Consider the following 24,691-nt stretch of genomic DNA (forward strand, 5'->3'; position numbering starts at 1 on the left):
AACATGCATGAATCGGTAAAAACGTGCATAGCAGATTTTTATAGCCGCGCAAGCAAAAGAAAACGCCGCGCTCTTTTTAAGGGCACGGCGTTTTCAAGTTTAGTAAAAAGGGAATTACTCGCCAAAGACGATCAAAAGATCCTTCGCATCGATCTGTTCGCCTGGGCGCACGAGTACTTCAGCAATTGAACCATCGCGTTCAGCACGCAGGGCCGTTTCCATCTTCATCGCTTCGATGGAAAGCAATACATCGCCTGCTTTCACATTCTGGCCCTGCGAGACAGCAACCGTAGACACAACACCCGGCATTGGCGCGCCGACATGCTTGTCATTGCCGAGTTCCGCCTTGCGCTTTACGCCACCCGACGCACCCTTGGCGCGGTTTGGCACTTTGACGCGCCGCGGCTGACCATTGAGCTCGAAGAACACAGTGACCATGCCCTTCTCATCCGTTTCGGACATTGCCTGATTGACGATCACAAGCGTCTTGCCGCGTTCAAGATCAACGAAGACTTCTTCTTCCGGCTTCAAGCCATAGAAATAAACCGGGGTTGGCAGAACACTGGTCGGACCATAATTTTCCTGCGCAGCCGCATAATCCGTGAAGACCTTCGGATACATCAGATAGGAAGCAAATTCCTGATCCGTGATCTCGCGGCCAAGTGTTTCCTCAATCGACTTACGCTCGGCATCGAGATCAGCGGCTGGAAGCAGCGAACCAGGACGAACCGTGAAAGGCTTTTCGTCTTTCAGCACCTTCTTCTGCAGCGATGCTGGCCAGCCCGATGGCGGCTGACCGAGATCGCCGCGCATCATCGACACAACCGAATCCGGGAAAGCAATATCCTTGTCCGGGTTCTCAACATCGGCAACGGTCAAGTCCTGAGAGACCATCATCAACGCCATGTCGCCCACCACTTTGGAGGACGGCGTGACCTTGACGATATCGCCAAACATGCGGTTCACATCGGCATAGGCCTGTGCCACTTCATGCCAGCGAGTTTCTAAACCCAGCGAACGCGCCTGTTCTTTGAGGTTCGTGAACTGGCCGCCCGGCATTTCATGCAAGTACACTTCCGAAGCAGGTCCCTTAAGGTCACTTTCAAAGGCCGCATACTGGTTGCGCACCGCTTCCCAATAGAAGGAAATGCGGCGGATAGTTTCCGTATCAAGGCCCGGATCGCGGTCCGAACCATGCAACGCTTCGACAATCGACCCAAGGCATGGCTGCGATGTATTGCCGGAGAAGGCATCCATTGCCGCATCTACTGCATCGACACCGGCATCGACAGCAGCAAGCACAGTTGCTGCCGAAATACCTGACGTGTCATGCGTGTGGAAATGGATCGGAAGATCGGTTTCCTCGCGCAGCGTCTTAAACAGCACGCGTGCAGCCGCTGGCTTTAACAGGCCTGCCATGTCTTTGACGGCGATGATGTGCGCGCCAGCCTTTTCAACCTGCTTGGCCAGATCGACATAATATTTAAGGTCATATTTGGCGCGCTCAGGATTGAGAATATCGCCCGTATAGCAGATCGCTGCTTCACAAAGCTTGTTTTCTTCCAGAACCGCATCCATCGACACGCGCATGTTCTCAACCCAGTTGAGGCTGTCGAACACGCGGAACAAATCCATGCCGCCACGCGCTGCTTCACGCACGAAATACTTCACCACATTGTCCGGGTAGGACTTGTAGCCAACACCATTGGCGCCGCGCAGCAGCATTTGCAGCAGGATGTTTGGCGCGCCTTCACGCACCATCGCCAGACGTTCCCACGGATCTTCCGTCAGGAAGCGCATCGATACGTCAAAGGTCGCACCGCCCCAGCATTCAAGCGAGAAGAGATTTGGCAGCGCCTGCGCATAGGCATTAGCCACGCGCGCAATATCATAGGTGCGCACACGCGTTGCCAGCAGTGACTGATGACCATCACGCATAGTCGTATCGGTCAACAGAACACGCTTTTCATTGCGCATCCATTCAGCAAACTTCTGCGGTCCGAGCTTGTCGAGCAACTGCTTAGTACCATCGACCACCGGACGATCACCAAACCACGGCACAATCGGCTTGGCCGCATCCTGAGATGGCTCTGCGCGACCTTTGGTTTCCGGATGACCATTAACCGTAACATCAGCAACGTAGGTCAGGAGCTTGGTCGCACGATCCTGACGCTTCATATGCGTGAAGAGCTCAGGCGTCGTATCGATGAAGCGCGTCGTATAATCATTCGACTGGAACTTCGGATGATTGATGATCGCTTCAACGAAGGTGAGATTTGTTGCAACACCACGAATACGGAATTCACGCAACGCGCGGTCCATACGACGGATGGCTTCAATCGGCGTCGAGCCCGACGCTGTGACCTTCACCAGCAGCGGATCATAATAGCGCGTGATAACCGCACCTGAATAGGCAGTGCCGCCATCGAGACGAATGCCAAAACCCGATGCCGAGCGATAGGCCTGAATGCGTCCATAATCTGGAACGAAATTCTGCTCAGGATCTTCAGTGGTAATGCGGCACTGAAGCGCATGACCGTTGAGGCGAATATCCTTCTGCTCCGGCACGCCCGATTCTGGCGTTCCAATCGCATAGCCTTCTAGAATATGAATCTGCGCCTTGACGATATCGATGCCCGTCACTTCTTCCGTGACCGTATGCTCAACCTGAATACGCGGGTTCACTTCGATGAAGTAAAACGCCCCGGTATCAGCATCCATCAGGAATTCGACCGTGCCTGCACCAATATAATCGGTGGCATGGGCGATCTTCAGGCCATAGCTGGCCAGTTCCTGACGCTGTTCGTCATTGAGGTAAGGCGCAGGCGCACGCTCAACGACTTTCTGATTGCGACGCTGGATCGAGCAGTCGCGCTCATAAAGATGAACGGCATTGCCATGCGTATCGCCCAGAATCTGTACTTCGACATGACGCGCGCGTTCGACAAGCTTTTCGAGATAGACTTCATCCTTGCCGAAAGCTGCTTTGGCTTCGCGCTTGGCTTCCGTCACTTCGCGATCAAGGTCTTCTTCAGCGCGAATGGCGCGCATACCGCGACCGCCACCACCCCATGATGCTTTCAGCATCAGCGGATAGCCAATCTTGGCGGCAAGCTTCTTTACTTCTGCTATATCATCTGGCAGCGGATCGGTTGCAGGCACCACCGGAACACCAATCTCAATTGCGAGATTACGCGCCGCAACCTTGTTTCCAAGGCGACGCATGGTTTCAGGCTTCGGGCCGATGAAAATGATGCCGTTCTCAGCACAGGCATCGGCAAATTCGGGGCTTTCCGACAAAAGGCCGTAACCCGGATGGATCGCATCGGCACCCGAAAGCTTGGCGACGCGGATGACTTCATCAATCGACAGATAGCTTTCAATTGGTCCGAGATCTCGCGCCAAATGCGGTCCGCGACCGACCTGATAACTTTCATCCGCTTTAAAGCGATGCAGTGAGAGTTTATCTTCCTCTGCCCATATGGCCACCGTTTTTATGCCAAGCTCGTTGGCTGCACGGAACACGCGGATAGCAATTTCTGAACGGTTGGCGACCAGAATTTTTCTAATGGGCAAGGCAGGACTCCCAAAACTGCAATGATAGATAGGACTTTGATTAGCCTGCAATGTAAGCAAGCGCAAACAAACTGTGCAATCGGGAGAGAAAAACAATATGCCCGGCCAAAAGCCGGGCACACTGCTGAAATTAAAAGCAAAACTTGCTAATATATGAGGCAAAATGCACCGATTTACTCATGAATTAGTGCATTCAGCTGACTGAACATCGTTCAGCACTCATACTGACTGGCTGAGTCTGGCTTACTTCTTCTGGAAGTAGTTATATTTGCCGTCATCACCCTTGCGCCATTCAAACATCACGTAAGGCGAAAGGCTTGGATCACCCTTTGCGTCATAGGACAGATCTCCGAGAACTGTCTTGAATGGACCCTTGCCCTTGAGAGCAGCGGCAACTTCCTGCGGATCATTGTTTCCGGCAGCATTGGCTGCATCAACCAGTGACTGAACACCCGCATAAGCATAGAAGGTGTAGGCTTCTGGCTCAAATCCCTTATCACGGAACGCCTTGATCAGATCAGCATTGGCTGCATCATCACGCGGGTCTGGGCCAAAAGTATTAAGCACACCGGCAACCGCATCACCTGCAATCGAGGCCAGTTCGTTGGAAACAATGCCGTCACCCGAAATGAACTGCGCCTTCAAACCCTGATCGGCCATCTGGCGGATGATGAGTGCCGCTTCCGGGTGCATACCACCCCAGTAAACAGCAGTAATTCCAGCGGCTTTCATCTTGGAAATCAGCGCCGAGAAATCCTTGTCGCCCTGATTGACGCCTTCATAAAGCGTTTCTTCCTTGCCATTGGCATTGAGCGATTTCTTGGTTTCATCGGCAAGGCCCTGACCATAAGGAGTCTTGTCATGCAGGATGGCGACTTTGCCGTCCTTGTAGTTGTCGGCAATGTACTTACCCGCAACGATGCCCTGCTGATCGTCACGACGGCATGTGCGGAAAGTGTTCCACAGATCACGCTCGGTAAATGTTGGGTTCGTTGTACCCGGCGCAATCATCAGCACGCCGTTTTCTGCATAAATATCCGATGTCGGAATGCTTACGCCAGAATTGAAGTGACCGATAACAAACTGCACACCGTCGCCGACAAACTTGTTTGCAACGGAAATGCCCTGACGCGGATCAGCCGCATCGTCACCATAAACGACCGTGATCTGTTCGCCGTTCATGCCACCCTTAGCATTGGCTTCTGCGACAGCGGCTTCAACGCCGCGCTTGATCTGTTCGCCATAGGCAGCCTGACCGCCCGTAAGCGGTGCACCAACGCCCAAAAGTACATCAGCGAAAGAGGCTCCACCCATCGCTACCAAAGCAGAAAGGCAAACGCCACAGAATAAGGATTTCTTCAATTCAACTACTCCCTAACCAATTCACCCCTCCTCAGGGGAACGAATTATACGCCGCGATAAACACCAGCAAAAATCGTTACAGTAGTTAGATTATCTTAGTTTTTTGTTGTCCAGTTTATTTTAGACTAAAAATCATGCTTTTTTCGCATGATGTCATTCCTTTATGAAAATCTAAAATAAAAATGCCCGGCATATAGCCGGGCATCTACGATCAAAACGAAATAATACTACGAAAAACTTACTGCTGAACGTAAGTATATTTCCCGTCAGCGCCCTTTTCCCACTTATACATTACATAACCTGGGAGTTTTGGATCACCCTTCTCGTCATAGGACAGATCGCCAAGCACAGTTGGGAACGGACCTTTTTCCTTCAACGCTTTCGCAACTTCCTGTGGGTCGTTGCTGCCAGCGGCCTTTGCAGCACCTGCCAGCGACTGAACAGCGGCATAAGAGTAGAGCGTGTAAGCTTCCGGCTCAAAGCCTGCGTCGCGGAACTTCTTGACGAGTTCAGCATTTGCAGGGCTGTTACGTGGATCTGGACCAAACGTATTGAGCGTTCCAGCAACCGCGTCACCAGCAATCGAAGCCAGTTCGTTCGAAACGATACCATCGCCCGAAATGAACTGAACCTTCAGACCCTGATCAGCGAGCTGACGGATGATGAGACCAGCTTCAGCGTGAAGACCACCCCAATACAGAACATTCACGCCCTGCTGCTTGAGCTTAGCGATCAGTGCCGAGAAGTCCTTTTCGCCGACATTCACGCCTTCATAGACGGTTTCTGTAACGCCAAGTTCATTCAGCTTCTTCTTGGTTTCATCGGCAAGGCCCTGACCATAAGGGGTCTTGTCGTGAATGACAGCAATCTTGCCGTCCTTGAAATTGTCGAAGATATACTGGCCAGCAACGATGCCCTGCTGATCATCACGGCCACAGGTACGGAACGTGTTCCAGAGGTCGCGCTCGGTATAGACCGGGTTGGTTGCAGCTGGCGAGATTTCGAGAATGCCGTTTTCGGCATAAACTTCAGAAGCCGGGATCGAAACGCCGGAGTTGAAGTGACCGATCACATATTTCACGCCATCAGCAGCAAACTTATTTGCAACGGAAATACCCTGCTTCGGATCAGACACGTCGTCGCCGAGCGTGATCGTGATCTTTTCGCCATTGATACCACCGGCATCATTGATTTCCTTGATAGCCGCTTCAGCACCCTTCTGAATCTGAGCACCGTAAACAGCGTTTGGACCGGTCAATGGTGCACCGATGCCCAAAAGCACGTCTGCCCAAGCCGAGCCACTGAAAGCCATCACTGCTGCAAGAGCAACGCCTGAAAAAAGCGATTTCTTCATTTACTTGAACTCCCGATTATAGTTACCCCGAACGATGTTTTGCATCGCTTATTTTCTTGCTGATTACCCAGCAATATCTACGCTGAATTCTATTTGTTCAACGTGATCTTTTAGAAAAACTCCGCCGCCAGAGCATTTTAGTTTTTATTTTCAGAACGACTGCTTTAGAGCCGTGTTTTTCATGTCTCTTGCGGCGAAATTTTAAATTACTTTGCCTTCCAGCTCAAAGGCGAAGCCTTTTCATAGAGCCAGTTATACTGGCGCACCATCTGCTTGGTGCGGGTAAAGCGAAATCCTACTGTTCCAATGATCACCAGGACGACGAGGTCGACCAGATAATAATGCAGCGACAGCAGCGTACCGCCAAACAAGGCGTAGTGAATGAAGCGAACCGCCGCGCCCAATGGGATGAGATACAGCAGAAGCTGCGGATAAGTCCGCCATGTCTGCGCACAGGCGCGTCCAGTCATCCATGCGGCCCAGCCACCAAGAAGGCAAGTGATGAGAAAAAACAGCCAGAATGACGGTTCTTCGTAGAGAATTCCCTGCATGTTTTTGCTCCTTAATGCCTTCCGCCTTCGAGATAGGCAGCACGCACTTCCGGGTCAGCCAGCAGTTCGCGGCCTGCGCCGCTCATTGTGATTGATCCATTGACCATAACATAACCGCGATCAGCAAGCTTAAGCGCACCAAACGCGTTCTGCTCAACGAGGAACACGGTCAGACCCTGCGTGCGGTTCAATTCCTTGATCGCTTCGAAAATCTGCTTGACGATCAGCGGTGCCAGACCGAGTGAGGGTTCATCCAGAAGCAACAGCTTCGGACGTGCCATCAGCGCACGAGCGATAGCCAGCATCTGTTGCTCGCCACCGGAAAGTGTACCGCCGCGCTGCGTGATACGCTCTTTCAAACGCGGAAACAGATCGAACATCAGCGCAACATCTTCTTCAAAATATTGCTGATTATCGAGGCTTGCGCCCATCTGAAGGTTTTCGAGAACCGTCATGCGTGGGAAAATACGGCGACCTTCCGGCGACTGCGCAATGCGCAGCTTGGCGATCTCATGCGGAGGCATAGCCGTAATGTCCTTGCCACCGAAGAGAATACGGCCTGTACGCGCACGCGGCGAGCCAAAGATCGTCATCATCAGCGTGGACTTACCAGCACCGTTGGCACCAATGAGTGCAACGATTTCGCCTTCATTCACGGTGAGATCAATGCCCTTCAGCGCACGGATATTGCCGTAATAAGTCTCGACCTTTTCGACGGCCAGAAGCGGTTGTTTTGTCTGCATGGTTTCAGCCGTCATCATTCGCTTCCCTTCTTAGGCTTGGCCGGAGCTTTGGTGCCTTTCGGCGCTCGGGCTGCCTTTGCGGGAGTGGTCTTATGGCTTGTTGGGACATCGCCTGCTTCAACACGCGCTGAAAACTCCGTGGCCTGACCGGAGGCAAGCTGTGCCGCCTGTCCAACCCAGCCTTCGCGGGCGATACGACCGTCAAATTCCAGATAGGTTTCTGCCTGCACGATGTCGGCTTCGGTCCACGCGGCAATCTGATCAAAATGATAGATGCCGTGCTCGTTCAGCTTCTTTTCGTTGATTTCACCGATGCCCTTGATGAGCGTCAGATTGTCAGGCGTACCATCACGCGCAGCAGCCAGGCCACCTGCGAAACGAACCGCTTCTTCTGCCTTTTCTTCCTCAATCGCCTCTTCAGCAAGCTGAGCTGCGATAAAGTCAGCAGGGTCACCAGCACCCGGCTTGTCAGCCTCTTCGATCAGATCGGCGATCTCATCATCGTCTACGCCTAGATAGGCAGCGATAACGCGTGGATCGTTGCGGACTTCTTCCGGTGAGCCGTCAGAAATCTTAGTGCCATATTCAAGCACGATGACATGGTCGGAAATTTCCATAACAACCGACATGTCGTGCTCAATGAGCAGGATCGAAGTGCCTGTTTCCTTGCGAATATCGAGCAAAAGCTTATTCAGCTCTGCCGATTCGCGCGGATTAAGACCCGCTGCCGGTTCATCCAAGCAAAGGATTTCCGGTTCGGTGCACATGGCGCGTGCGATTTCCAGACGGCGCTGATCACCATAAGGAAGATCACCCGCCGGATCATCTGCACGATCAATCAGATTGATCTTCTCAAGCCATTGACGTGCTTTCTCAATCGCGTCCTTGGCAGCCTTCCGATAGGTCGGAAAACCAAGCAGACCGAGAATTGTATAACCCGATGAGCGCATCAACGTGTTGTGCTGTGCGACAAGCAGGTTTTCAAGAACAGTCAGGCCTGAAAACAGGCGAATGTTCTGGAAAGTACGCGCAACACGCGCATCCTGCGTGATCTTGAAATCGGGCAGACGTTCAAGAAGAAACTTCTCACCCGTCGTTCTGTTCATTGTCAGCATGCCGCCGGTCGGCTTATAGAAGCCGGTAATGCAGTTAAAAACCGTAGTCTTACCTGCACCGTTTGGGCCAATGATCGCCGTGATGTCACCGCGCTTTACGTTAAAGCTCAGATCGTTGATCGCGACGAGACCGCCAAAGCGCATCGACAGATGCTCAACTGTAAGAATGGTGTCTTTCGAACCATTGCCAGCCATAATTTTTGTCTCCGCCATCAGCCGTGCCCTTCCTTAGTAAAGGCACCTGACACCATCTTCTTCTGATTAAGGAACGCGCTTGGTTCTCGGCTTCCGACAAATCCGCGCGGCTTCCAGACCATGACAACCACCATAGCAAGACCGAAGATCAGCATGCGGTAGAGTTCAGGCGTGAAGTTTGGACCGAAGATAGCTTTCAGGAAGCTCATCTCGCGTAGAATTTCCGTGCCGCCAATCATCGCAATTGCAGCAATAGCAATCCCAACGAGCGAACCCATACCACCCAGAACAACGATAGCCAGAATGACTGCCGATTCAAGGAACACGAAGGATTCCGGGCTGACGAAGCCCTGACGTGCAGCAAAGAACGAACCCGCAAAACCACCGAACATGGCACCCGTCGCAAAGGCGGTGAGCTTTGTTGTTGTGGTGTTGATACCGAGCGAACGGCAGGCGATTTCATCTTCACGCAGCGCTTCCCACGCACGACCAACCGGCATGCGGCGCAGACGGATCGTCACGAGTGCGGTGATCAACGCTAGAATGAGAATGATATAGTAAAGGAAGAACTTGTAGTGCGCCGCCGAGAAGGTCAGACCGTAATAGGCTGCAAAACCGTCCTTGCTGGCATTAAACTGAAGGCCAAAGAACGTTGCCTTGGCGATGCCCGAAATACCAAAAGTACCCTTGGTAAGTTCGGTCCAATTTATCAGCACAAGTCTGATGATTTCACCAAACGCCAGCGTCACGATAGCAAGATAATCGCCGCGAAGCCGCAGAACGGGGAAACCGAGGATAACACCCCACGTTGCCGCCAGAAGACCTGCAATTGGCAACAGAACCCAGAACGACCAACCAAAATAAGCGGACAGAATAGCGTAGGAATAAGCGCCAACCGCGTAGAAGGCGACATAGCCCAGATCAAGCAGGCCTGCGAGGCCAACCACGATGTTGAGACCCCATGCCAGCATCACATAGATGAGGATCTGGACGCCGAAGTTATCGACCCATTTCAGCGAACCCTGCCATCCAACAAGCGCGACAATCAGGATCGGATAAGCAAAAAGAAATGCAACACCGAAATGCGAGAAATGCCTGCGGAAGAACGATGGCGTTTCGACTGCACCTACAGGGCGACTTGCCTTTTCAAACTTGCGCGCCTGAAGCCATGGCTGCAGGAACGCGATGAAAGCAAAGCGACCTACGGCAGCAATCGCAACGAGGATTGCGAGTGCACCCCAGCGCTGTGTCAGCACCAGTTCATTGCTGATATTCTGATCGGTTTTGAAGCCGACGATAAGAATGAAGAGACCCAACGCCAGAAGACCGGCAAGGAAACCTTCACGAATGGCCCGGGCAAAAAGGGAATCCGGGCGTGGACCTGTTTGTTCGGCCATGATTACACCTTTTCGACTTCAGGACGACCAAGAATGCCGGACGGCATGAAGATCAGCACGATTGCCAGGATCGAGAACGCTGCAACATCCTTGTAATCGATCGAGAAATAAGCGGACCACAAGGCCTCGATAAGACCGATCAGCAAGCCACCGACAACAGCACCCGGCAATGAGCCAATCCCACCCAGAACCGCAGCAGTGAATGCCTTAACGCCGGGGATGAAGCCGTCGGCAAAGGAAATCACGCCGTAGAAGGAGAGATAAAGCGTACCCGCAACAGCGGCCAGCATCGCACCCATCACGAAGGTCAACGAAATGACGCGGTCGACATTGATGCCGAGAAGCGCTGCCATCTTGCGATCCTGCTCACAGGCGCGCTGTGCACGACCAAGTGAGGTGCGGTTGACGATGTACCAGAAGATTGTCAGCAGCACTGCCGTCACAACGATAACCACAATCTGCTTGAGCGAGATCGTCACATCGGTTCCGAAGATGCTGTAAGAGCCGTTGAGCAACTGTGGCACCGGCTTATTGCGCGGTCCCTGCGTTACCTGAACGAAGTTGGACAACGCAATCGACATACCGATAGCCGTAATCAACGGTGCCAAACGGAACGATCCGCGCAATGGCCGGTAAGCGGCCCGCTCAATCGTCCAGCTCCACAGCCCCGTGAGAAGCATTGCAACAACCATCATCAGCATCAGCATGAGCGCAATTGGTAGCGCGCCGATGAACGTTGTTATGATTAGAAAAACAATCAGCGCCATAAAGGCGCCGAGCATAAAGACATCACCATGAGCAAAGTTGATCATGCCGATAATGCCGTAGACCATCGTGTAACCGATGGCGATCAGGCCATAAATCGATCCGAGCGCGAGCCCGTTGATCACCTGCTGGAAGAAATATTCCATCGAGAAGCCACCCATTTAACTCTGCCGGGATTTTATTGACGCATCATTATTTCGTGCGCCTTCATTTTTTTCCCGGATAATTACACCTAACGGCTGTATTAAGGATTGCAAGCCCCTTTTGTCTCAGACAAAAGGCTAATGACTTACTTCCTCCACAAACTAGTTATGTCCCCTAAAAAGCGCCTTGTATATATATTTTTCTCCTATTTGAGGCGCGTTATTCCATATTTTTCCCGAAGCGTCACAGACAAAAAATAGGGATCAGATCCCTATTTTTGCCAGCCGTACCGCTTTTACGCAACAGTGAATCCATGCGCGAACGGATCACGATCATCAATGAAGATCGTATTGTACCCGGTCATGCGTGCCCAACCGGCGATTGAAGGTATGATTCCCGCCCCGCCGCCAACTTCCACGGCCCGTTCTACGCGGCCATGAAACAGCGATCCGATGATGGATTCATGCACAAAATCGTCGCCCGGCTTGAGCTTTCCCTTGGCTGCAAGCTGTGCCATACGGGCCGAAGTGCCGGTTCCGCAAGGCGAACGGTCGATTGCCTTGTCGCCATAGAAAACCGCGTTACGTGCATGCGCTTCCGAGTGTCTTGGCTTGCCTGTCCAAAGAATATGCGTAAGGCGATTTATGTCAGCCAGTTCCGGATGCTGGAATTTATATTTCTCATTCAGGCGCTCACGCAGCACTGGACTCCATGCAATAAGTTGCAATGCGGAATAATCTTGCATGTCGGTGTAATTTTCTTGCGGTTCGACAATCGCATAGAAGTTTCCACCATAGGCAACATCAACCTTAAGCGTGCCTAAATCGGGGCATTCCACTTCCATCGCTTCCGCATAAAGGAAAGCTGGAACATTGGTCAGGCGCACCCGGTCGACATATTGGCCGTTCTGCTCATATTCGATTGCAACCAGACCGGCAGGGGTTTCGAGATTGATCTTACCCGGAACCTTTGGCGTTATAAGCCCCTGCTCTATCGCCATGGTAACAGTGCCGATCGTGCCGTGACCGCACATCGGCAGGCAGCCAGATGTTTCAATAAACAGCACGGCTACATCGCAGTCGTCGCGTGTCGGCGGATAAAGGATCGAGCCAGACATCATGTCATGGCCACGTGGCTCAAACATCAGGCCTGTGCGAATCCAGTCATACTCGCGCAAGAAATGTGCGCGCTTTTCCATCATGTTGGAGCCAACGAGGTTTGGGCCACCACCTGCAACCAGCCGCACTGGATTGCCGCATGTATGTCCGTCGACGCAGAAAAAAGAATGTCTTGCCATGATGGTCAGTTCCGAAAACGTTGTGGCTTGAATGGTTCAATATCGAGCGCCGGTGCATTACCCGTAATCAAATCACGAATGATGCGCGCCGTCGCTGCCGATTGTGTGAGGCCGAGATGGCCATGGCCGAAGCCATAGTAAATATTGCCGCCAGCGGAGGCGCGACCGATTACCGGCATGGAATCAGGCATGGACGGGCGATAGCCCATCCATTGGCGTCCACCTTCGGTTTTTAACCCCGGCAAAAACTGTGAAGCTTTTTTCAGCATTGCAGCCGAGCGGGCATAATTCGGCGCGAGTTCCAAACCGCCAAACTCAACCGCGCCACCAACGCGCAAGCCCGTAGCCATAGGCGTCACGACAAAGCCATGACCGGGGAAGGTCAACTGTCGCTTTGCATCAAAGCTGCCAACCGGAAGGGTCGTGTTATAGCCGCGCTCAGTATCGAGCGGCACAACATCACCAAAGCCTTTTGCGAGCTTCTTCGACCAGGCACCTGCCATGAGAACCAGATGTGAAGCAGCGATTTCTGTACCATTATCCAGCCGAACGACTGCGCCGCCATTCGCTACCTGCGCGGTTGTAACGCTGGCTTTGATAAAACACGCGCCTTTGCTTTCGGCATAAGCCCATATGGCCTGACCAAAGAGCTTGGGATCGCTGACATTCTTCCAGCCGGGAACAAAGGTTCCGGCGACAAAGCGTGGGTCGAGACCCGGCTGTAATTCTTTCAACCGCTCGCCACGCACATGTTCATATGCGATACCGGCTTTTGCCTTCGCATCCCAACCGGGCTGAGATGCCTTGAGTTCAGCTTCACTCTCATAGAGTTCTAGGTTGCCGTCTTCGCGCAAACGGTCACGTAAGCCTGCGCGATCAATCAGACCCAGCATCTCGCTTTGCGCAAGCTGCATCATATTGCCCTGCGCAACAGTGGTCTTTTCCAATGCTTGAGCGCTGCTTGCACGCCAAAAGCGATAAAGCCACGGGATCATTTTCGGAAAGTACGACGCGCGGATTGTGAACGGTCCAAGCGGATCCATCAGCCAACCGGGAACTTTGCCCATCACGCCTTTGGAAGCCATCGGCAGAATATCAGAGAAGGCAAGCGCTGCTGCATTGCCGGAACTGGTTTCCTCGCAAATGCCGCTTCGATCAATGACCAAAACTTCGCGGCCAGCCTCTGCGAGTAATGCTGCCGTCGCCACGCCCACGATCCCGCCGCCGATAATAACAATGTCGTGCGAGGCCTTCGGATCAGATTTCATAAATGCACGGCTCCCGACCGTTTCAGCCATAGTCGTCTCAGCACAAAGTTCTGGCACAGTTTTGCGCTGGTAGCACGCTCATCATTCACGCATCTTTTGGAATGACACCATGCGAAAAGCCCGTTATCGATGATAGTCGCTCCTTACCGTTATCGGTATTATTTTTGCGACGGCAAACTGCCTTTCATTGATATATCAGAGATATATCTATAGGCTCAATACCTGTCAATCGCAATCAGTATAAGGCTTCGACTGCATGGAACGTGCAAGTGTCATTGATAAAGCAGCCAGCAACAGCATCGCCCTCATCGACAGCTGGGGCAGCGAAAGCCTTGCTGAACAGGCTTATCGTGTGCTGGAACGTTTGATCGTTACGCTGGAATTGGAACCAGGTTCTATCGTCAATGAACGCACACTGATCGAATTGACTGGTATGGGTCGCACCCCGATCCGCGAAGCGATCCAGCGGCTTGCATGGGAAGGACTGGTTGAAGTTCGGCCACGTTCCGGCATTGCTATCGCGCCAATTGATCCAAAAGACTTCAACAAAGTTCTGGATGCACGCGAAGGTGTTGAGCGCGTATTGGCCCGGGACGCTGCACGCTTTGGCAGCGCCCGCGATTATGAACGACTACAAACTGCCGCCGATGCGATGCGAGAAGCAATCCCATCCGACAATGTTTCATTGTTTCTTGATGCTGACAAAGCCTTCGACATTGTGTTGGGAAGCGCTGCCGCCAATCCCTACGCCACGCGCCTCGCAGCTCCATTGCAAACACATAGCCGTCGTTTCTGGTTTAGGTTGCGTCCAACAACAGGCATCGTTGGCTCGGCAAATGCTCATGCGACACTCATTGAAGCGATCATATCGCGGGAACCAGACCGCGCGAGCGATACCGCCAGCGAATTGATGAGCTATCTGCGCACGCTGGCGCCGTAAAGCGAAACTTCAACCCGCGTTCAGCGTGCGATTTGAATAGAGTGTAGAACTCACGTCAGAATCTGCTGACGAACGGGTATCGAAGATAACTCCGTCATCGGTGCCAATGTCGTTGGTAGCCTGCACATAAGAATGTCGGCTACCATGCGCCATATCGACGTTTTGAACTGTCATGATCGAGAATATGGCTATAAAGCCGAATAGTGCCTGCGACGAGTAACGCATCTCCAACGCTCCGCCATGAATTTGACGGCTCAAATTAAGCGCTGCCTCATGTCAGAATAATGGCATATACATCGCAACAATAAGCGATCACATCACAAACACGCGATCAGCTTCAGCTGACTTTATGGCCTCAGCTTACTTTATGCATTGAGTCTGACATTTTCCGCATAACTTGAAGCGTTGTGTTTAAATCATCGTCGCTGATGCCTTCAAGAAGATCAACGCGCACTTCAGCCGCAAGGTCTACAACCTGCTGGGCGAGCGCTTTACCCTCTTCTGTCATGACGATGCGTTTTGCACGACGGTCGCCTTCAACGGCTTGGCGCTCAACAAATGCCTGACGTTCAAGCCCGTCAATCAGACGAACCATCGTGGCATTCTCAATTTCCAACACCTCTGCCAATTCTTTTTGGTAAAGGCCTTCCTGCTCGATCAGCGTCAACAGGGTGCGTGCGCGTGCCAATGTCAGGCCGCGCTCCTTCACACGAGCATCAAAAACAGTACGAAGCTTGCGGTTGACCTTCGCCATTGCATCGATCATTTCCGCGCTGAGTTCTGCTCTGCTCATTGCATCAACCTTTATATTAGCAACCTAACAATTCTATTATGGGATAAATTGCCGGAATATTATTTTCAAGCGATCTTCCAGACCTCACGCAAGCGTGATGGTATAAGTCGCACTACCGATCAAAACAAAAAAGCGGACCGAAGTCCGCCTTTTCAAATTCTCTTTTAATGGGAAGCCGAAGCTTGTCCCTTTCAGGCCGGAAGCACCGAGCCCTGCAACGTCATCAGCTGATGCAGGAAAATCTCTGCCTTCGTGCGATGTTCGTTGCTTGTAGCATCTTCAAGATGCTTACGTGCAATTTCAATACGCTTCTGAATATCAGCCGGATCAACGTCATCAACATGCGTTGCCGATTCAGCCAGCACAGTGCAGCCCTGTGGGGTAATGTCAGCAAAGCCGCCAAAGACCACGTAGGAATCAGATTTGCCGTCGCTCAGCTTAACCGAAACAACACCCGGCATGATGGTTGTCATCAGCGGCGAATGACCAGCAAGCGCCGTCAGGTAGCCTTCGCTGCCCGGAATGACAACTTCCGTCACTTCAGCCGAAAGCAGAAGGCGCTCTGGCGAAACGAGTTCGAATTGGAAAGCTTGAGCCATGGTTCTCACTTAAATTTCTGGAGCCTGATCCCGAAAACAAAACAGCTTCGATAAAAGATCATACTCAAACACATGAACAGGCATTTTCGGCGGGCTTTAACACCCGCCGAAAATTCAATTCATTAAGCAGCTTCAGCGGCCAGCTTCTTTGCCTTTTCGATCGCTTCTTCAATCGAGCCAACCATGTAGAAGGCTGGTTCTGGAAGATGATCGTATTCACCTGCGCAAAGGCCTTTGAAGCCCTTGATGGTGTCTTCGAGCGCAACAAGCTTACCTGGCGAACCAGTGAACACTTCAGCAACGAAGAACGGCTGCGACAGGAAGCGTTCAATCTTACGAGCTCGCGCAACGGTCAGCTTATCTTCTTCCGACAGTTCGTCCATGCCGAGGATGGCGATGATGTCCTGAAGCGACTTGTAGCGCTGAAGGATCGACTGAACCTGACGGGCAACAGTGTAGTGTTCTTCACCAACGATCATTGGATCGAGCATACGCGATGTGGATTCAAGTGGATCCACAGCCGGGTAAATACCCTTTTCAGCGATCGAACGGTTCAGCGTGGTGGTCGCATCCAAGTGAGCGAACGACGTAGCTGGTGCAGGGTCGGTCAAATCGTCGGCAGGAACGTAAATTGCCTGAACCGAAGTAATCGAACCCTTGGTCGTCGTGGTGATGCGTTCCTGCATCGCGCCCATGTCGGTTGCCAGCGTTGGCTGATAACCCACAGCAGAAGGAATACGGCCGAGAAGAGCCGAAAGTTCCGAACCAGCCTGCGTAAAGCGGAAGATGTTATCCACGAAGAACAGAACGTCCTGGCCCTTGTCACGGAAGTTTTCAGCAACCGTCAGACCCGACAGAGCAACACGAGCGCGCGCACCTGGTGGCTCATTCATCTGACCGTAAACGAGTGCGGCCTTGGAGCCTTCACCGCCACCGAGCTTGTTAACACCCGATTCGATCATTTCGTGGTAAAGGTCGTTACCTTCACGAGTACGTTCACCAACGCCTGCGAACACCGAGTAACCGCCGTGCGCCTTAGCAACGTTGTTGATCAGTTCCATGATGAGAACGGTCTTACCAACGCCCGCACCGCCGAACAGACCAATCTTACCACCCTTTGCGTAAGGAGCGAGAAGGTCAACAACCTTAATGCCCGTTACGAGGATTTCAGCTTCGGTAGACTGTTCGATGTACTCAGGAGCTTCCTGGTGGATCGCGCGACGTGCAGTGGTCTTGATTGGACCTGCTTCGTCAACTGGCTCACCAATAACGTTCATGATGCGGCCAAGCGTTTCTTCGCCAACCGGAACCATGATCGGGTTGCCCGTGTCGCGTACTTCGTGACCACGAACCAGACCTTCGGTCGAGTCCATAGCAATCGTGCGAACGGTGTTTTCACCCAGATGCTGAGCAACTTCGAGAACCAGACGGTTGCCGAGGTTGTCGGTTTCGAGAGCGTTGAGAATCAGCGGAAGCTGACCATCTTCAAACTGAACGTCGACAACAGCGCCGATGACCTGAGTGATCTTGCCGACTGCGCCAGTCGTTGCAGCCTTAGGAGCTGCGTCAGCCTTAGCAGCAGCTGTCTTAGCTGGAGCCCGCTTGGCTGGAGCTTTTGCCGCTGCTGGCGTCGCTTCGGCCGCGGCGGTAGTTTTCGGGGTCGCTGCTTTTGCCATCGATCCTTACCTTCCGTTAGCATGATCCCGAAAAGCCATAGACTTTTCGGAAAAGATCATGCGGTGAACCAAATTTTAAAGCGCTTCCGCGCCCGAAATGATTTCAATGAGCTCTTTGGTGATCTGAGCCTGACGCTGACGGTTATACGTGATCGACAATTTGTTGATCATGTCACCGGCATTGCGCGTTGCATTGTCCATCGCGCTCATCTTCGCGCCCATTTCGCCCGCCACATTTTCCAGCAGAGCGCGGAAAATCTGGACCGAAATGTTGCGCGGGATCAGTGTGCTCAGGATCTCCGCAGGATCAGGTTCGTACTCATAAATCGCATCGCTTGCAGTTCCTGCCTGCTCAGTAGCACCAGCCGAAGCCGGGATAATCTGCTGTGCAGTTGGGATCTGTGCAATCACCGACTTGAACTCGGAATAGAACAGTGTGCAGACATCAAATGCGCCCTGTTCAAACAGTTCGATGATCTTGTGGCCGATCTGGTCGGCATGCACAAAAGCAAGCTGTTTGACTTCACGCAGATTGACATGGTCGATGATCAACGAAGCAAATTCACGACGCAGAATATCTGCACCCTTTTTGCCGATCGTCAGAATCTTGACTGTCTTGCCTTCAGCGAGGAGCTTGCGGGCATGATCACGCGCATAACGCGCGATCTGCGAGTTGAAACCGCCGCAAAGGCCACGTTCTGCAGTAGCGACGACGAGCAAATGCACGTCGTCTTTACCTGTACCAGCCATCAAAGCCGGTGCATCTTCACCGCTCACGTTCTGCGCGATGTTAGCGAGAACGGCGCCCATGCGCTGCGAGTAAGGCCGTGCGGCCTCCGCAGCTTCCTGGGCACGGCGCAGCTTCGCCGCGGCGACCATCTGCATCGCTTTGGTGATTTTCTGCGTCGCCTTGACCGAGGCGATACGGTTTCTCAGATCCTTTAGTGAAGGCATCCGTTCATCCCGTCACAAAGTTCAAGCGAAAGACTTGGCGAACGCGTCGACCGCTGCCTTGAGCTTTGCTTTGATGTTGTCGGTGAGTGCCTTTTCGTCGCGGATCGCGTCGAGAACATCTTTGTGCTCGGTGCGCAGCGAGGAAAGAAGACCCGCTTCGAACTTGCCAACCTGGTTGACGGCGATCTTATCAAGATAACCATTCACGCCAGCGAAGATCACGGCAACCTGTTCTTCCGTCTTAAGCGGCGAGAACTGTGGCTGCTTGAGAAGTTCGGTCAGACGTGCACCGCGGTTAAGCAAACGCTGTGTGGAAGCATCAAGATCCGAACCGAACTGAGCAAATGCTGCCATTTCACGATACTGGGCGAGTTCACCCTTAATCGAACCAGCAACCTGCTTCATGGCCTTGATCTGAGCGGACGAACCAACGCGCGAAACCGACAGACCGACGTTAACAGCCGGACGAATACCCTGATAGAACAGGTTGGTTTCGAGGAAGATCTGGCCGTCAGTGATCGAGATCACGTTGGTCGGAATGAACGCGGAAACGTCGTTACCCTGAGTTTCGATGACTGGCAGAGCCGTCAGCGAACCAGCGCCGTTTTCGTCGTTGAGCTTCGCAGCGCGCTCAAGAAGACGCGAGTGAAGGTAGAAAACGTCACCTGGATAAGCTTCACGGCCCGGAGGACGACGAAGCAGAAGCGACATCTGACGATAAGCAACAGCCTGCTTGGAAAGATCGTCATAGCCGATCAGAGCGTGCTGGCCATTGTCACGGAAATATTCGCCGATTGCGCAGCCTGCGAATGGTGCAAGGTACTGCATCGGAGCCGGATCGGAAGCGGTAGCCGCGATCACGACGGAATATTCAAGAGCGCCGCGTTCTTCGAGAACCTTAACGAACTGAGCAACAGTCGAACGCTTCTGGCCGATAGCAACGTAAACGCAATAAAGCTTTTCGCTGTCTGGGCCGTTGTCGTGGATTGGCTTCTGGTTAAGGAAGGTATCGAGAATGATAGCGGTTTTACCGGTCTGACGGTCACCGATGACCAGCTCGCGCTGACCACGACCAACAGGGATCAGAGCGTCAACAGCCTTGAGGCCGGTCGACATTGGCTCATGAACCGACTTACGCGGAATGATGCCCGGTGCCTTAACGTCGACGCGGCGACGTTCGGTAGCAACGATTGGACCCTTGCCGTCGATTGGATTGCCGAGAGCATCGACAACGCGGCCGAGCAGGCCTGGACCGACTGGAACGTCAACGATCGCGCCGGTACGCTTGACGACGTCGCCTTCCTTGATGTCACGGTCGGCGCCGAAAATAACCACACCGACATTGTCGGTTTCGAGGTTAAGCGCCATGCCGCGAATACCACCAGGGAATTCGACCATTTCGCCAGCCTGAACATTGTCCAGACCGTAAACGCGGGCGATACCGTCGCCAACGGACAGAACCTGACCGACTTCGGAGACCTCAGCCTCCTTGCCGAAGTTCTTGATTTGCTCTTTCAGGATAGCGGAAATTTCCGCGGCGCGGATGTCCATCAGCCGACCTCTTTCAGTGCAAGCTTGAGAGAAGAAAGTTTTGTGCGAAGGGACGTGTCGATCTGACGCGAACCCATTTTGACGACAAGCCCGCCGAGGATCGAAGGATCGACGGTGACATTGATCGTCACGTCCTTGCCGGCGACGCCCTTCAGCGTTGCCTTCAATTCGTTCTGCTGTGCAGCAGTTAATTCGTGCGCAGAAATAACATCGGCGGAAATTTCACCGCGATGTTCGGCTGCAATCGCACGGAAAGCGGCGATAATGCCAGGCAACGCGAAAAGGCGGCGATTAGACGCCACGACGCGCAGGAAATTGCCGACCAGACCTTTGATGCCAGCCTTATCAGCAATCGCGCCAATGGCGTGAAGCTGGTCTTCAGCATTGAAGACCGGGCTGGAAATCAGACGCTTCAGGTCTTCGCTTCCGCTCAGAAGCGCCTCGAAACGGCCAAGATCTTTTTCCACAGCAGCAACGGATTTTGCATCGAGCGCAAGCTCAAACAACGATCCGGCGTAGCGCTGTGCGACACCTGAAATGAGCGAAGACGTTTCTGCCACGAACAACCTGCTCTCTACGTTGAAACCATCTTTTTGGGAGTTCAGCAGGACCAAATGGCCCAAGCAGATGATTTTATTGAATGTTTCCGGGGAACCCCTGACGCGCGAGCGCGACAACACCGAAATGTGATTGCCGTCTAGCATAGACGAACCGGACTCGCAACACGCGAATCCCGCACTTTTGTGTAAGTTTTGCCGCTATTTTAGGTTAGAAAACTACTAACGAAGCTCACTAATCAAGCATGATGCTTTTTAGCAGAGCAATCCAACTTCAGCTGATAAAGCCAAAAGCGTAAAGCAGAGCTCCAGCAGCAAGTGCAAATTCGATCAAAGCGGCGATGATATTGTAAAAAGTTGCACCCTTATCCGACATCATCGAAATGAAGCGTCCGAACAGGGCAAATCCCCAAACAGCCCCAAGCACAACCCACAAAAATGGTTGTGCAAAAATCAAACAACCGAGCCCCACACCCAGATATGGGCCAGCCAGAACAGCACGAATGGAGCTGTAAGCTTCCGGGCGCGCATTGATCGGCTGAAGACGCAGCAGCTTCATTGTAATGCCGGGCGCAAACAACATGACGACACCGGCCAGCGCTGTTACGACTGCCGCACTCCATGCAAGCCATTCGCCGGTTGTCGCAGGAAGATAGAATTCCATTGTGTTTTATCCTCTTATCAATCTTGCACTCTGTAGCTGAAATCAGGGCTTGTTGTCATGCCTGCTTTCTAAGGTGCTTAGACAGCGCAGATTTTGGTTTTGCTAAGCCGAAAACGGTGGATTAGGAGAACCGGCGCGCAGCGTACTTGAAGTACGTGAGCACCGGAAGCGCACGAAGACGCCGTTTGCAGGCCAGCATAATCAAAATATCAGCGGTCTAAAGGAAGCTTTGCGGATCAATGTCTATATTCACCCGGATCGAACCGCGTTCTTTGGGAGACGCAGCCAGCAAAGCACGGATAAACCCTTGAATATCCGCACGTTTTGTTCCGTGTACAAGAATGCGGAAACGATGACGCCCACGCACAATTGCAAGCGGTGCCTCTGCTGGTCCTAGCACAGAAATCTCAGGCGAAGTGGGTGCGGCACGGCGCAACGCACGTGCATGGTTCTCGGCATCAGGCCGGTTATCAGCTGAGATAATCAGTGCAGCAAGGCGACCGAATGGTGGGAGAACACTGCGCTCACGTTCTTCGATTTCGCGTGCATAAAAGGCTTCCGAATCGCCGCTAATAATTGCCTTCATCACTGGATGATCCGGCTGATAGGTCTGCAAAAGCCCAAGGCTCTTACGGCCCGTACGCCCTGCACGGCCCGTCACCTGATTGAGCAACTGGAATGTGCGTTCAGCCGCGCGCGGATCGCCATTGGCAAGGCCAAGGTCAGCATCCACCACGCCAACGAGCGTCATATTGGGGAAGTTATGCCCCTTGGCGACAAGCTGCGTGCCGATCACAATATCCGCCTCGCCCTTGGCAATCGCATCCAGTTCGAGCCGCAGACGCTTCACGCCACCCGCCATATCCGACGACAGCACGATGATTCGCGCATCCGGGAAGGTTGCAGCAACCTCTTCCGCAATACGCTCCACGCCCGGACCGCAGGCGACCAGATGATCAAGCGTACCGCATTCCGGGCATGCTTCCGGCACTGGCTCGTGATAGCCACACTGGTGGCACATCAATTGCTTGCGAAAGCGATGCTCGACCAGCCAGCTTGAACATTGCGGACACTGAAACCTATGCCCACAGACGCGACAGAGCGTAAGCGGTGCATAGCCACGCCGGTTGAGAAACAGCAGTGCTTGTTCACCGCGTTCTACTGTTTTACCCACAGCTTCTGTAAGCGCTGGCGACAAAAATCGTCCCGGCGGCGGCGGGGAGCGCCGCATATCGATGGTTTTCAGCGTTGGCAAAGCCGCTTCAGCATAACGACCATAGAGCTTGATTCGTTTATAACGCCCTTGATCGGCATTGACCTGGCTCTCGATCGATGGCGTTGCTGACGCCAGTATCACCGGAAAGCCACCAATATGGCCGCGCACCACGGCCATATCCCGCGCATTGTAATAAACGCGATCTTCCTGCTTATAAGCTGGATCATGTTCTTCATCGACCACGATCAGACCAAGTTCTTTGAATGGCAAAAACAATGCCGAACGCGCACCGGCAACAACCCGGACTGTGCCTTCTGTCACTTGTCGCCAAACACGCTCGCGGGTTCGCGGTGCAAGATCGGAATGCCATTCGGCTGGCTTTGAACCAAAACGATCATGGAAACGGTCGAGAAACTGCTGCGTCAGCGCAATTTCAGGCAGGAGAATCAGCACCTGCTTGCCCTGATCGAGCGCCTTGGCCACAGCTTCAAAGTAAACTTCGGTTTTGCCTGATCCGGTCACACCATCAAGCAGCGATACAGAAAATGCATCCGCTGCAACTGATTCGGCCAGCATTTCAGCCGCCGCTTGCTGATCTTCTGAAAGTGTAGCGCGCGCATAGCTCGTATCAGGCGTTGCCACCACCGCAGGCGGCGGCAGCATGACTTCCTCAAACACGCCCTGCGTTTTAAGGCCTTCCACAACGGTCTGCGAGACACCGGCTGCATGCGCTAGCCCGGAGCGCGTCCAGGCAAGCCCATCGCGCGCCAGTTCCATCACGCGAGCACGCGCACCGGTCATGCGTTCCGGCTCGTTACCATTATAACGAATTCCCGGTACTTTTGGCTCAGGATCAAAGGCTGCAGGGGCACGCAACACCATACGTGCCACCATTCCGGGCGGCGAAAGCGTGTAATCTGCGGCCCAGCGCATGAAGCGCAGCATTTCGGCATCTACCGGCGGGCAATCGAAAACTTCAGTGATTGCCCGCAGTTTTTTGGAATCCACCGCATCGGTGGCACCATCGCAGACGATGCCCGCAACCTCACGCGGCCCCAATGGCACGCGCACAATCGAACCGGGCTGGACGTGCATTCCAGCCGGCACCATATAAGAATAAGGACGCTCTGCGGGCATAGGTACGAGCACCGGCACCACGCTTTGGGTGGGCTCCGCAAAGAGGCTTAAAATATCGTGCGAATCTTTCGACATGATAGCGTGACCTTGGCGCGGCTTTGCGCTAAAGAAAAGCCACCTTGCCGGATTTAAATCAATTTAAATCCCCTAACCCGCGCTCATTATGGAGGAACGCTGTTATGAAGTTTTTCGTCGACACTGCGGACGTCAAGGAAATCCGCGAACTCAACGATCTCGGTCTGGTTGATGGCGTGACCACCAATCCATCGCTGATCCTGAAGTCTGGCCGCGATATTCTTGAAGTAACCAAAGAAATCTGCTCTTTCGTTAAGGGTCCGGTTTCGGCTGAAGTTGCTGGAACAGAATACGAGCAGATCATGAAGGAAGCGGCTGTCATCGCCAAGATCGCAGACAATATCTGCATCAAGCTTCCACTGACGCTCGACGGCCTCAAGGCTTGTAAGGCACTGACCTCCGATGGTCACAAGACCAACGTGACGCTCTGCTTCTCGGCCAATCAGGCTCTGCTCGCTGCTAAGGCTGGTGCTACGTTAGTTTCGCCATTCATCGGCCGTATCGATGACATGGGCATCAACGGCATGGAACTGATTGCTGAAATCCGTACCATCTTCGACAACTACGATTTCCGCACTGAAATCCTCGCTGCTTCGGTTCGCACAGTAAATCACGTCAAGGAAGCAGCCCTTATCGGCGCAGACGTTGTTACTGCACCGCCAGCAACACTAAAGGCACTCGTCAAGCATCCGCTGACCGACAAGGGCCTCGAAACATTCCTCGCCGACTGGGCGAAGACTGGCCAGAAAATCGCTTAAAGCA

21 protein-coding genes are annotated in these 24,691 nt (G+C 53.1%); 2 read left to right on the forward strand and 19 right to left on the reverse strand.

Going from position 1 to position 24,691, the window contains the following annotated elements:
- Positions 1-114 precede the first annotated feature (114 nt).
- From pyc to J2782_RS18865, 10 genes are all read right to left on the reverse strand, one after another.
- A complete protein-coding gene (pyc, locus tag J2782_RS18820; RefSeq protein WP_310015360.1) occupies positions 115-3,576 on the reverse strand; it encodes a pyruvate carboxylase in 3,462 nt (1,153 codons plus the stop codon).
- Between the two features lie 243 nt (positions 3,577-3,819).
- The gene (locus J2782_RS18825) at positions 3,820-4,938 is read right to left on the reverse strand and encodes a branched-chain amino acid ABC transporter substrate-binding protein (protein WP_310015362.1); all 1,119 of its coding nucleotides are present in this window, start codon (positions 4,936-4,938) and stop codon (positions 3,820-3,822) included.
- Positions 4,939-5,176: 238 nt separating this feature from the next.
- Positions 5,177-6,292, reverse strand: a complete 1,116-nt coding sequence (locus tag J2782_RS18830; protein ID WP_310015363.1) for a branched-chain amino acid ABC transporter substrate-binding protein — start codon at positions 6,290-6,292, stop codon at positions 5,177-5,179.
- A 206-nt stretch (positions 6,293-6,498) separates the two neighbouring features.
- On the reverse strand, positions 6,499-6,843 hold the full coding sequence (locus J2782_RS18835; protein ID WP_250041199.1) for a DUF6867 family protein: 345 nt from the start codon (positions 6,841-6,843) through the stop codon (positions 6,499-6,501).
- An 11-nt stretch (positions 6,844-6,854) separates the two neighbouring features.
- Positions 6,855-7,601, reverse strand: coding sequence for an ABC transporter ATP-binding protein (locus J2782_RS18840; RefSeq protein ID WP_250041340.1), 747 nt, complete (start codon positions 7,599-7,601; stop codon positions 6,855-6,857).
- Positions 7,601-8,896 (reverse strand): ATP-binding cassette domain-containing protein, encoded by a 1,296-nt coding sequence (locus tag J2782_RS18845; RefSeq protein WP_310015482.1) that lies wholly within the window; start codon positions 8,894-8,896, stop codon positions 7,601-7,603. The genes J2782_RS18840 and J2782_RS18845 overlap by 1 nt, the downstream gene beginning before the upstream one ends.
- 17 nt (positions 8,897-8,913) lie before the next feature.
- Entirely contained in the window at positions 8,914-10,293 is a 1,380-nt protein-coding gene (gene livM, locus J2782_RS18850; protein WP_310015365.1) for a high-affinity branched-chain amino acid ABC transporter permease LivM, read from the reverse strand.
- A 2-nt stretch (positions 10,294-10,295) separates the two neighbouring features.
- Positions 10,296-11,204, reverse strand: coding sequence for a branched-chain amino acid ABC transporter permease (locus J2782_RS18855; protein WP_187546558.1), 909 nt, complete (start codon positions 11,202-11,204; stop codon positions 10,296-10,298).
- A 293-nt stretch (positions 11,205-11,497) separates the two neighbouring features.
- The gene (locus tag J2782_RS18860; protein ID WP_310015366.1) at positions 11,498-12,499 is read right to left on the reverse strand and encodes a 4-hydroxyproline epimerase; all 1,002 of its coding nucleotides are present in this window, start codon (positions 12,497-12,499) and stop codon (positions 11,498-11,500) included.
- 5 nt (positions 12,500-12,504) lie between these two features.
- Positions 12,505-13,767: an NAD(P)/FAD-dependent oxidoreductase gene (locus J2782_RS18865; RefSeq protein WP_310015367.1), complete on the reverse strand. Its 1,263-nt coding sequence runs from the start codon at positions 13,765-13,767 to the stop codon at positions 12,505-12,507.
- A 256-nt stretch (positions 13,768-14,023) separates the two neighbouring features.
- Here J2782_RS18865 and J2782_RS18870 point away from each other — a divergent pair, with 256 nt between their 5' ends.
- Positions 14,024-14,707 (forward strand): GntR family transcriptional regulator, encoded by a 684-nt coding sequence (locus tag J2782_RS18870; protein WP_310015369.1) that lies wholly within the window; start codon positions 14,024-14,026, stop codon positions 14,705-14,707.
- 9 nt (positions 14,708-14,716) lie between these two features.
- Here J2782_RS18870 and J2782_RS18875 read toward each other — a convergent pair whose 3' ends face one another.
- From J2782_RS18875 to J2782_RS18915, 9 genes are all read right to left on the reverse strand, one after another.
- A complete protein-coding gene (locus J2782_RS18875; RefSeq protein WP_310015370.1) occupies positions 14,717-14,932 on the reverse strand; it encodes a hypothetical protein in 216 nt (71 codons plus the stop codon).
- A 130-nt stretch (positions 14,933-15,062) separates the two neighbouring features.
- A complete protein-coding gene (locus tag J2782_RS18880) occupies positions 15,063-15,500 on the reverse strand; it encodes a MarR family winged helix-turn-helix transcriptional regulator (protein ID WP_310015372.1) in 438 nt (145 codons plus the stop codon).
- Positions 15,501-15,691: 191 nt separating this feature from the next.
- Positions 15,692-16,099, reverse strand: a complete 408-nt coding sequence (locus J2782_RS18885) for a F0F1 ATP synthase subunit epsilon (RefSeq protein ID WP_250041216.1) — start codon at positions 16,097-16,099, stop codon at positions 15,692-15,694.
- Positions 16,100-16,221: 122 nt separating this feature from the next.
- The gene (gene atpD / locus J2782_RS18890; protein WP_250041217.1) at positions 16,222-17,775 is read right to left on the reverse strand and encodes a F0F1 ATP synthase subunit beta; all 1,554 of its coding nucleotides are present in this window, start codon (positions 17,773-17,775) and stop codon (positions 16,222-16,224) included.
- Positions 17,776-17,850: 75 nt separating this feature from the next.
- Positions 17,851-18,729, reverse strand: a complete 879-nt coding sequence (locus J2782_RS18895) for a F0F1 ATP synthase subunit gamma (RefSeq protein WP_250041220.1) — start codon at positions 18,727-18,729, stop codon at positions 17,851-17,853.
- 21 nt (positions 18,730-18,750) lie between these two features.
- Positions 18,751-20,280, reverse strand: a complete 1,530-nt coding sequence (atpA, locus tag J2782_RS18900) for a F0F1 ATP synthase subunit alpha (protein WP_310015377.1) — start codon at positions 20,278-20,280, stop codon at positions 18,751-18,753.
- On the reverse strand, positions 20,280-20,840 hold the full coding sequence (locus tag J2782_RS18905; protein WP_250041224.1) for a F0F1 ATP synthase subunit delta: 561 nt from the start codon (positions 20,838-20,840) through the stop codon (positions 20,280-20,282). Before J2782_RS18905 ends, atpA begins: the two co-directional genes overlap by 1 nt.
- 271 nt (positions 20,841-21,111) lie before the next feature.
- Positions 21,112-21,501 carry an AGROH133_08824 family phage infection protein gene (locus J2782_RS18910; protein ID WP_310015378.1) on the reverse strand — a complete coding sequence of 130 codons (390 nt, stop codon included), beginning with the start codon at positions 21,499-21,501 and terminating at the stop codon, positions 21,112-21,114.
- Between the two features lie 217 nt (positions 21,502-21,718).
- On the reverse strand, positions 21,719-23,929 hold the full coding sequence (locus tag J2782_RS18915; RefSeq protein WP_310015381.1) for a primosomal protein N': 2,211 nt from the start codon (positions 23,927-23,929) through the stop codon (positions 21,719-21,721).
- A gap of 104 nt (positions 23,930-24,033) precedes the next feature.
- On the opposite strand from J2782_RS18915, the gene fsa reads away from it, so the two are divergent.
- On the forward strand, positions 24,034-24,687 hold the full coding sequence (fsa, locus tag J2782_RS18920) for a fructose-6-phosphate aldolase (RefSeq protein WP_310015382.1): 654 nt from the start codon (positions 24,034-24,036) through the stop codon (positions 24,685-24,687).
- Positions 24,688-24,691: the final 4 nt, after the last annotated feature.

It is taken from the genome of Brucella pseudogrignonensis (genome assembly GCF_031454375.1).
GTDB classification, from domain to species: domain Bacteria; phylum Pseudomonadota; class Alphaproteobacteria; order Rhizobiales; family Rhizobiaceae; genus Brucella; species Brucella pseudogrignonensis_A.

Bases quoted from the DNA above. Each gene is read 5' to 3' on its own strand.
- J2782_RS18830 (WP_310015363.1), bottom strand. From the start codon at position 6,292: ATGAAGAAATCGCTTTTTTCAGGCGTTGCTCTTGCAGCAGTGATGGCT.
- J2782_RS18835 (WP_250041199.1), bottom strand. From the start codon at position 6,843: ATGCAGGGAATTCTCTACGAAGAACCGTCATTCTGGCTGTTTTTTCTC.
- J2782_RS18840 (WP_250041340.1), bottom strand. From the start codon at position 7,601: ATGACGGCTGAAACCATGCAGACAAAACAACCGCTTCTGGCCGTCGAA.
- J2782_RS18845 (WP_310015482.1), bottom strand. From the start codon at position 8,896: ATGGCTGGCAATGGTTCGAAAGACACCATTCTTACAGTTGAGCATCTG.
- livM (WP_310015365.1), bottom strand. From the start codon at position 10,293: ATGGCCGAACAAACAGGTCCACGCCCGGATTCCCTTTTTGCCCGGGCC.
- J2782_RS18855 (WP_187546558.1), bottom strand. From the start codon at position 11,204: ATGGAATATTTCTTCCAGCAGGTGATCAACGGGCTCGCGCTCGGATCG.
- J2782_RS18860 (WP_310015366.1), bottom strand. From the start codon at position 12,499: ATGGCAAGACATTCTTTTTTCTGCGTCGACGGACATACATGCGGCAAT.
- J2782_RS18865 (WP_310015367.1), bottom strand. From the start codon at position 13,767: ATGAAATCTGATCCGAAGGCCTCGCACGACATTGTTATTATCGGCGGC.
- J2782_RS18870 (WP_310015369.1), top strand. From the start codon at position 14,024: ATGGAACGTGCAAGTGTCATTGATAAAGCAGCCAGCAACAGCATCGCC.
- J2782_RS18875 (WP_310015370.1), bottom strand. From the start codon at position 14,932: ATGCGTTACTCGTCGCAGGCACTATTCGGCTTTATAGCCATATTCTCG.
- J2782_RS18880 (WP_310015372.1), bottom strand. From the start codon at position 15,500: ATGAGCAGAGCAGAACTCAGCGCGGAAATGATCGATGCAATGGCGAAG.
- J2782_RS18885 (WP_250041216.1), bottom strand. From the start codon at position 16,099: ATGGCTCAAGCTTTCCAATTCGAACTCGTTTCGCCAGAGCGCCTTCTG.
- atpD (WP_250041217.1), bottom strand. From the start codon at position 17,775: ATGGCAAAAGCAGCGACCCCGAAAACTACCGCCGCGGCCGAAGCGACG.
- J2782_RS18895 (WP_250041220.1), bottom strand. From the start codon at position 18,729: ATGCCTTCACTAAAGGATCTGAGAAACCGTATCGCCTCGGTCAAGGCG.
- atpA (WP_310015377.1), bottom strand. From the start codon at position 20,280: ATGGACATCCGCGCCGCGGAAATTTCCGCTATCCTGAAAGAGCAAATC.
- J2782_RS18910 (WP_310015378.1), bottom strand. From the start codon at position 21,501: ATGGAATTCTATCTTCCTGCGACAACCGGCGAATGGCTTGCATGGAGT.
- J2782_RS18915 (WP_310015381.1), bottom strand. From the start codon at position 23,929: ATGTCGAAAGATTCGCACGATATTTTAAGCCTCTTTGCGGAGCCCACC.
- fsa (WP_310015382.1), top strand. From the start codon at position 24,034: ATGAAGTTTTTCGTCGACACTGCGGACGTCAAGGAAATCCGCGAACTC.